Source organism: Nostoc sp., from assembly GCF_036917555.1.
Lineage (GTDB): Bacteria > Cyanobacteriota > Cyanobacteriia > Cyanobacteriales > Nostocaceae > Nostoc.
Map to the genome: position 1 here is coordinate 124,232 of NZ_JBALDD010000006.1, position 7,036 is coordinate 131,267.

Genomic DNA, 7,036 nt, shown 5'->3' on the forward strand with positions numbered 1-7,036 from the left:
CAAATAGATAAGCTGTGGTAACGAAACAAGTTAATTTATAAGTTTTACTTAAGCGTTGTTAATGCTTACATAAGTTTTGTCACAAATAGATAAGCGTTCTGAACGAAACAAGTTGTGTTGTTAACGAACGGACAAGTTTTCGTTACTAACGGATAAGCATTCTGAACGAAACAAGTTGTGTTGTTAACGAACGGACAAGTTTTCGTTACCAACGGATAAGCATTCGTAACGAAACAAGTTGTGTTGGTAACGAACGGACAAACTGTGGTAATGACAACAACTTTATTCCTAACGTCTGCTTCTGTGTTGGTAACAAATGGGCAAGCATTCAAAAGATAAAGTCTTAAAACCCTTCTGTCTTCTGCCTTCTGCCTCCTGCCTCACCTCACAAAATCACATTGCTTCCCATCTAATGCTTAACGTGAAAGATCAGATAATAGAAAAAATGGACGCAGTTATTTATAATTCTTCAATCTAATAACCCCACATAGCGAGGTAACAACCATGCAAAATCTCACCAGAATTACCCGCAATCCAGAAGTGATGGGTGGTAAACCCTGCATTCGAGGAATGCGTATTACTGTTGGTACTATCGTTGGGTTAATGGCATCTGGACACAGCAATAGCGATATTCTTAAAGCATATCCCTACCTCGAAGAAGCTGATATTTATGAGGCACTTGCCTATGCTGCATGGCGAGTTGAAGAAATTGAAGTGCCTCTAAAAAGTGCATGAAAATTTTGATTGATATGAACCTTTCCCCTGATTGGGTTGCGGTTTTTCAGAGGTACAATATTTCGTCTGTCCACTGGTGTACTATTGGCAACCCCCGTGAGAAAGATGCAATCATTATGGAGTGGGCAAGAACTAACAGTTATATCGTCTTTACTCACGATTTAGACTTTGGTACTTTGTTAGCTGCAACAGGTGCTGATACCCCGAGTGTAATTCAAGTTCGCGCTCAGGATATTTTGCCAAACAGTATCGAAAATCTAGTCATTTCAGCCCTGAATCAGTTTGAGTCCTTACTGGAGTCAGGTGCATTGGTTACTATTGACCAAGCTCAATCTAGGGTGCGTATTTTACCAATTAGACGTGAATAGCCGCAAACTTTGATTACGTTATGAATCTGAATTGTGATTTTATATAGTATGGGGTTTGTATTTATAAGTTTTGCTTAAGTTGTGGTGGAGATCGCATAAGCTTTGTCAAAAAAAGATAAGCGTTCTGAACGAAACAAGTTGTGTTGTTAACGAACAGACAAGCGTTCTGAACGAAACACGTTGTGTTGTTAACGAACGGACAAGCGTTCTGAACGAAACAAGTTGTGTTGTTAATAAACAGACAAGCGTTCTGAACGAAACAAGTTGTGTTGTTAACGAACGGACAAGTTTTCGTTACTAACGGATAAGCATTCTGAACGAAACAAGTTGTGTTAGTAACGAACGAACAAGCTGTGGTAACGACAAAAACTTTATTCTTAACGTCTGCTTCTGTATTGGCAACAAATAGATAAGCTGTTGTTACCACGGGGAATTAGTTTGTAACGTCGTTTTTGCAAAAATGCTTAAATTCTTCTGGTGAATAGGATTATCTTTAAGTTTTGTATCAAAAAAACAACTATTAGGAAGATTAGTTGTAAGCCGCTAATAATGATGACGAAGATTTTTTTTAAGATGTTTATAACAAGTTTTAAGCTGTTTGTAAAAATATTATGCGTATCCCGCCAAGCTTTATAGAAATCAGGGTAAGGCATATTCTGAGCGCATTTCCAGATAACATCGTATACTTCTGGATATAATTGCCAAGAACCACTTAAAGCTTTGACTACCTTCTTAAGGCAAGCCTGATTATTCTCTAGAATTTTCCCTAAACTTGATGCTGCCTGCCTACGGGTGTATTTATTCACATTAATTGATTGCAGGAGTTGCATTAGTACAGCGATCGCAAATTTATTGTCTGTGCCGATTTTCCCTAAGCTTAATGCTGCCTCCCCACGGGTGGATTTATCCACATTAGCTGATTCTAGCAGTTGCACCAAGGCAGCAATTGCTATTTTATTGCCTGTGCCGATTTGCCCTAAGCTCTCTGCCGCCTTTCTACGGGTGAAGTTATCCACATCACTTGAGTGCAACAGTTGCACCAAGGCAGCAATTGCTATTTCATTGCCTGTGCCGATTTGCCCTAAGCTCTCTGCCGCCTCTCTACGGGTGAAGTTATGCACATCATTTGATTGCAGCAGTTGCACTAAGGCTGCAATTACTATTTCATTGCCTGTGCCGATTTTCCCTAAGCTTTCTACTGCCAAGTCACGCTCAGATTTATAGTTATACTCATCATCATTTAATTGCAGCACTTGCAGTAAGAGGGCGATCGCAATTTTATTGCCAGAGTCAATTTCCCCTAAGCTTTTTGCTGCCAAGATACGGGTAGAAAGATACTCCCTGGTTGATTGTAGTAGTTGCACCATGGCTGCGATCGCAATTTTATTACCAGGGTCAATTTTTCCTAAGCTTGATGCTGCCAAGATACGGGTAGAATAATACAGATATTTTGGTTGCAGCACTTGTATCAAAGTTGTGATTGCAAAGTCATTGCCTGTGCCGATTTGCCCTAAGCTCTTTGCCGCCTGCTCACGGATGTAGTCATTTTCCACCCGCGTACGGATGTCGTTATCCACATCATTTGATTTCAGCAGTTGTACCAAGGCAGCAATTGCAATTTCATTGCCTGTGCCGATTTTCCCTAAGCTTTCTACTGCCCGGCTATGGATGTACTTATTATTTGATTGCAGCAGTTGTACCAAAGCAGCGATCGCAATTTTATTACCAGGATCGATTGTCCCCAAGCTTTCTGCTACCTCCCTACGGGTATGCGGAACGACATTAGTCGATTCCAGCAGTTGCACCAAGGCAGCGATCGCTTTTGTGCGGTCTGTTTGTTGCAATGCTGACCTAGCTTCCTCTGTAATTAAACTTGGATCGTTAATTGTCCACTTTACAATTTGCCTTACTATTTCATTTGCTCTGAAATAATCTCTAAACTCAGCAATGCCTGTGGCAGCTAAAAAATAGGCGCGATATTCATAAAAACCCTTGCCTGTAAATATCTTGTATTTGCCACATCCGTCTTTAAAGTTCACTAAAGCATTGATAAACTGTTGCTTCTGCTCTTTGAGATTTTCTTCTTCCCGCCCTAACCATAGCAATATTGTTTGCTTCCATTGCGGTTCAAAGATGCGATAAGTTCCTTGATTGGGATTTTTAGGAACATGGTTAAGAAAGAAATGCCAGTCATCAATTGCTTTAGCCGCAAAGTACTCTTGAAATGAGGCATGAAAGAAAGCGTAAACAGGTTTTCTATTTCTATCTATCCCTACACAGTTTAGCCAGCCGCGATTTAGTGCCAATTTCAGCAATGAATTTTCATCATCAACATCGCCTAAGAATTGATTAACAAAATCTTGCCGCAAGCGAAACCGGGTTGCTTCTTTGTCTATTGCTGCTTTAGCTAATTCCCCCAATTTGACATTAAGTTGCTGACGCTGGTTATAATTTGTAGCAAATTCTTCTTTTTTCCACTTGTAGAAGTCATCAACAAATTGCTGATAAAGTCCCGCTTGAGTGTCCGGTAATTTGCCATCTCCTGATTGCCAATTCAAGCACAGCAGCGTCAACCGCAGAGGATTTTTCACTAAATCCTGAATCCGTTCTTTACCTGGTTCTTTCAATGCAGTGCATAACGCCTTCCCAGTTTCGGGAATAACAGCAAACCGTTTGCGAATAAATCTCTCTACCTGTTCTGGATAAGAAAAATCTAAAGTGCGATAAATATCAAAATTATCAAGTGCATTAATGCTGCCATCCCACAGATTAACCCGACAGGTTAGCACAATTCGCGCTTGATAAATTAACCCTACATCACGGAATTGTCGTGCAATTTCTGTTAGAGGATTAGATGCGGACATTTCATCTAACCCATCTAGCAGCAGCCACACATTATTTTGCTTAAACAGAGCAGCAAAATCATCCTTCAGTTGCTTAGTGACTTCAGCTTTACCTGTTTTCTCCGCCACCTGAGTCAACCAACTCTCGAATAGATAAGATTTTAGTTCCTTCTCTCGCAAATCTGCTAAAGATACCCAAATCACAATCGACTGGTGAATCTCACGAGATACCCACTCAGCAATCTGCTGTAACAGTGTTGTCTTTCCTGCTCCTGGTTCACCAATAATCGCAATTCGCTTACCTTGACTTTTAGGCGTATTCTTCTGTTTGAGAACTTCTTCCAGAAAAGCATCATGCTCAAATGTTTTGGTGATTTCTGTTTCCTTGTACAATTCTGACCCCTGTTCTGGAGAAATATCACCTTGACGCTTGGACGGTTTTTTGCGCTCAACTAATCCTAGTGGTACGTAAACATCATCAACTTGCAGGGTTACTCCCTCAGTTGATGTCAGAGGATTTGTAGTCAGCTTTCGCCGTTCTGTGAGTATTTCACGGCAGATTTCACGCCAGTCATCGGGAGTTAACTTTGTCCCATCCTCCCCTTGAGACGACTGTAGTCAAAAGGTGAAGTTATTAGTTTGGTTATTTATCTGTCCTTGATTTACAACCCCAATTTTTTCTGCTAGCTGCGTCAGATTTTGAATGGTTGGCTGTTGAGACTTGAGGGTATTTTCGATTTCTTGAATTTTTGGAGTGAGTTTTGGTTCAGCTTTTGCTGCTGCTTCCACCTCTACAACTGCTTGAGCAATTTCTGGATCTGCGTCTGCTGCTGCTTTGAGTTCCAGCACTGCTTGACCATAATCTAATCGCTGCGGTTCATTTCCCTCAACAGCACTGGTGAGTAATGGCGACTTATTCTTTTGGCGGAGTAATCCGATTAACTTACCACCTAGCGTCCATGTAGCATCACCAATATTGTCGCCGATTTTCTCCTGTGCTTTAGTCCAAAGCGTAGTTGCGATCGCAGTAGCAACAGCCGTCAGTGTTACAGTTACCATAAATTTACTACAAATTGAATTGATATAGAAATTTTTCAGTTCAATACCTTTTGCAATTTTTTACAGAGAATATCACGAATACCACGCACAACCTGATAAGTTGAATTTTAACTCAAATAATTTGAGTAGTTTGACTGGAATCAGCGTTGAAGAATAAGAACACCTAATTAGAACCCAAGCAAACTATCTCCAAGGAGTTTAGCACTGATGGAAACAGCAGATGTGATTGTGATCGGCAGTGGTCAAGGAGGCATTCCACTGGCGGCTGATTTTGCCAATGAGGGACGTAAGGTTGTCTTGTTTGAGCGGGATGCTTTAGGCGGCAGTTGCATCAACTATGGCTGCACTCCGTCCAAAGCGTTCTTAGCCGCGGCTCATGCAGCAGGGCGGGCGCGCCAGGGCAAGAAGTTAGGCATCCACACGCAGGTTGAAGTAGATTTTCCCGCTGTCATGGAGCGAGTTCGGGGAATCCGCAGCAGCTTTAATCAGGGGATTCGCAAGCGATTGGAGACTGCGGGTGTCAAAGTCATTTGTGCCGAAGCTTCTTTTGTGGGTGAACGGACGGTCAAAGGTGGGGATGTTACTCTTCAGGCTCCTCTGGTAATCATTAACACAGGTACGTCAGCGCTGATTCCTGATATTCCCGGACTTGCAGGAACTCCCTACCTGACCAACCGCAACTTCTTTGACTTGAACACCTTACCAGCTCGTTTATTGGTGATTGGAGGCGGCTATATTGGCTTGGAATTGGGACAAGGATTAGCGCGTTTGGGCAGTCAGACTGACTTAATTGTGCGGGGCGATCGCGTCCTTGATCGGGAAGAGGCTGATGTCAGCAAGGTCTTAGCAGAAGCATTAAAGCAGGATGGCATTGGGCTGCACTTTGGAGTTAATGTGAATCACGTCGCCCACGAGAGTAATGTGTTTAGGCTGACCCTGAGCAGTGGCGAACAACTCCAGGGAGAAGCGTTGCTGGTTGTGATTGGACGGAAACCTAATACAAGTCGATTAAATGCAGTTGCCAGCAAAATTGAGCTAGATGATCGAGGGTTTCTCAAAATTGATGACCAGTTCCATACTACCTGTTCTGGAGTCTATGCGATCGGGGATGCTGCCAAACAGCCTGCCTTTACGCACGTCTCGTGGGAGGACTATCGCCGCTTAAAAGCAATTTTGTGTGGAGAAAACCGGACACGGAGCGATCGTGTCCTTGGCTATGCGGTTTACACAGAACCCCAGGTGGGGCGAGTGGGTATGACCTTAGAACAGGCTCACAAACAAGGCATCAACGCGCGTGCTGTCACCTTACCCATGAGCCAAATTGCGCGTGCGATCGAGTGGGGGCATGACCTCGGATTTTATCGCATGGTGATCGACAGCGACACAGACAAAATCCTGGGAGCAACCTTGGTGGGGTACGAAACTGCTGAACTGGTGCATGTATTTTTATCCCTGATGGAAGCAGGAGCAACTTGGCAGTTGTTAGAGCGATCAGTTCACATCCATCCCACCTATGGTGAAGCTTTACCCAGTCTGGCACGGTTGCTGCTTGGAGATAACATGCCAGAGTGTCCGAATATGTGAAGAGGTTTTATTGATTGTCCTTTGCATCCTTTGCGGTAGCCTGCGGCAAGCACTTCGGGTGACGCTCGTACCTCGCTAACGCTACGCTAACAGCAGTCGCTCATGGGGGAAACCCCCTTGGCGCTAGCCTCTGCCTTTGGGAGAAGACCGCGCTGCTTCACCGCTTTGCGTCTACGTTCAAAAAATTGACATTTAGAAAGAGTTTGAGTCTTAATCCAAGCGTATTGGGTTTTGTCTGTGTAGCCGCGACTTCTAGTCGTCAAGGCTGGAAGTCAAAACAAGCGGTGCGTTAACCTTTGGCGTAACGGTGCGAATCGTTGGCTAGAAACCAATCCTGTTAAGGATTAGGGGAATTAGCCGCAAGGTACAGAACCTTGATAACTGAATGACCATGTAGGTGAGAGTTATTATCCTAGAACCCTCAAATCCTACCCCGTAGGTGCAACG

General features: G+C 43.3%; 5 protein-coding genes. 3 read left to right on the forward strand and 2 right to left on the reverse strand.

Annotated features, from left to right (window positions below):
* Positions 1-504 precede the first annotated feature (504 nt).
* Together V7K60_RS02280 and V7K60_RS02285 are read left to right on the forward strand one after the other, a co-directional pair.
* A complete protein-coding gene (locus V7K60_RS02280; protein ID WP_292870922.1) occupies positions 505-735 on the forward strand; it encodes a DUF433 domain-containing protein in 231 nt (76 codons plus the stop codon).
* A complete protein-coding gene (locus V7K60_RS02285) occupies positions 732-1,103 on the forward strand; it encodes a DUF5615 family PIN-like protein (protein WP_334922579.1) in 372 nt (123 codons plus the stop codon). The genes V7K60_RS02280 and V7K60_RS02285 overlap by 4 nt, the downstream gene beginning before the upstream one ends.
* 464 nt (positions 1,104-1,567) lie before the next feature.
* Here V7K60_RS02285 and V7K60_RS02290 read toward each other — a convergent pair whose 3' ends face one another.
* The gene (locus V7K60_RS02290; RefSeq protein WP_334922581.1) at positions 1,568-4,339 is read right to left on the reverse strand and encodes a HEAT repeat domain-containing protein; all 2,772 of its coding nucleotides are present in this window, start codon (positions 4,337-4,339) and stop codon (positions 1,568-1,570) included.
* A gap of 225 nt (positions 4,340-4,564) precedes the next feature.
* Positions 4,565-5,005: a hypothetical protein gene (locus V7K60_RS02295; RefSeq protein ID WP_334922583.1), complete on the reverse strand. Its 441-nt coding sequence runs from the start codon at positions 5,003-5,005 to the stop codon at positions 4,565-4,567.
* 207 nt (positions 5,006-5,212) lie between these two features.
* Here V7K60_RS02295 and V7K60_RS02300 point away from each other — a divergent pair, with 207 nt between their 5' ends.
* A complete protein-coding gene (locus V7K60_RS02300) occupies positions 5,213-6,589 on the forward strand; it encodes a dihydrolipoyl dehydrogenase family protein (RefSeq protein WP_334922584.1) in 1,377 nt (458 codons plus the stop codon).
* Positions 6,590-7,036: the final 447 nt, after the last annotated feature.

Bases quoted from the DNA above. Each gene is read 5' to 3' on its own strand.
- V7K60_RS02280 (WP_292870922.1), top strand. From the start codon at position 505: ATGCAAAATCTCACCAGAATTACCCGCAATCCAGAAGTGATGGGTGGT.
- V7K60_RS02285 (WP_334922579.1), top strand. From the start codon at position 732: ATGAAAATTTTGATTGATATGAACCTTTCCCCTGATTGGGTTGCGGTT.
- V7K60_RS02295 (WP_334922583.1), bottom strand. From the start codon at position 5,005: ATGGTAACTGTAACACTGACGGCTGTTGCTACTGCGATCGCAACTACG.
- V7K60_RS02300 (WP_334922584.1), top strand. From the start codon at position 5,213: ATGGAAACAGCAGATGTGATTGTGATCGGCAGTGGTCAAGGAGGCATT.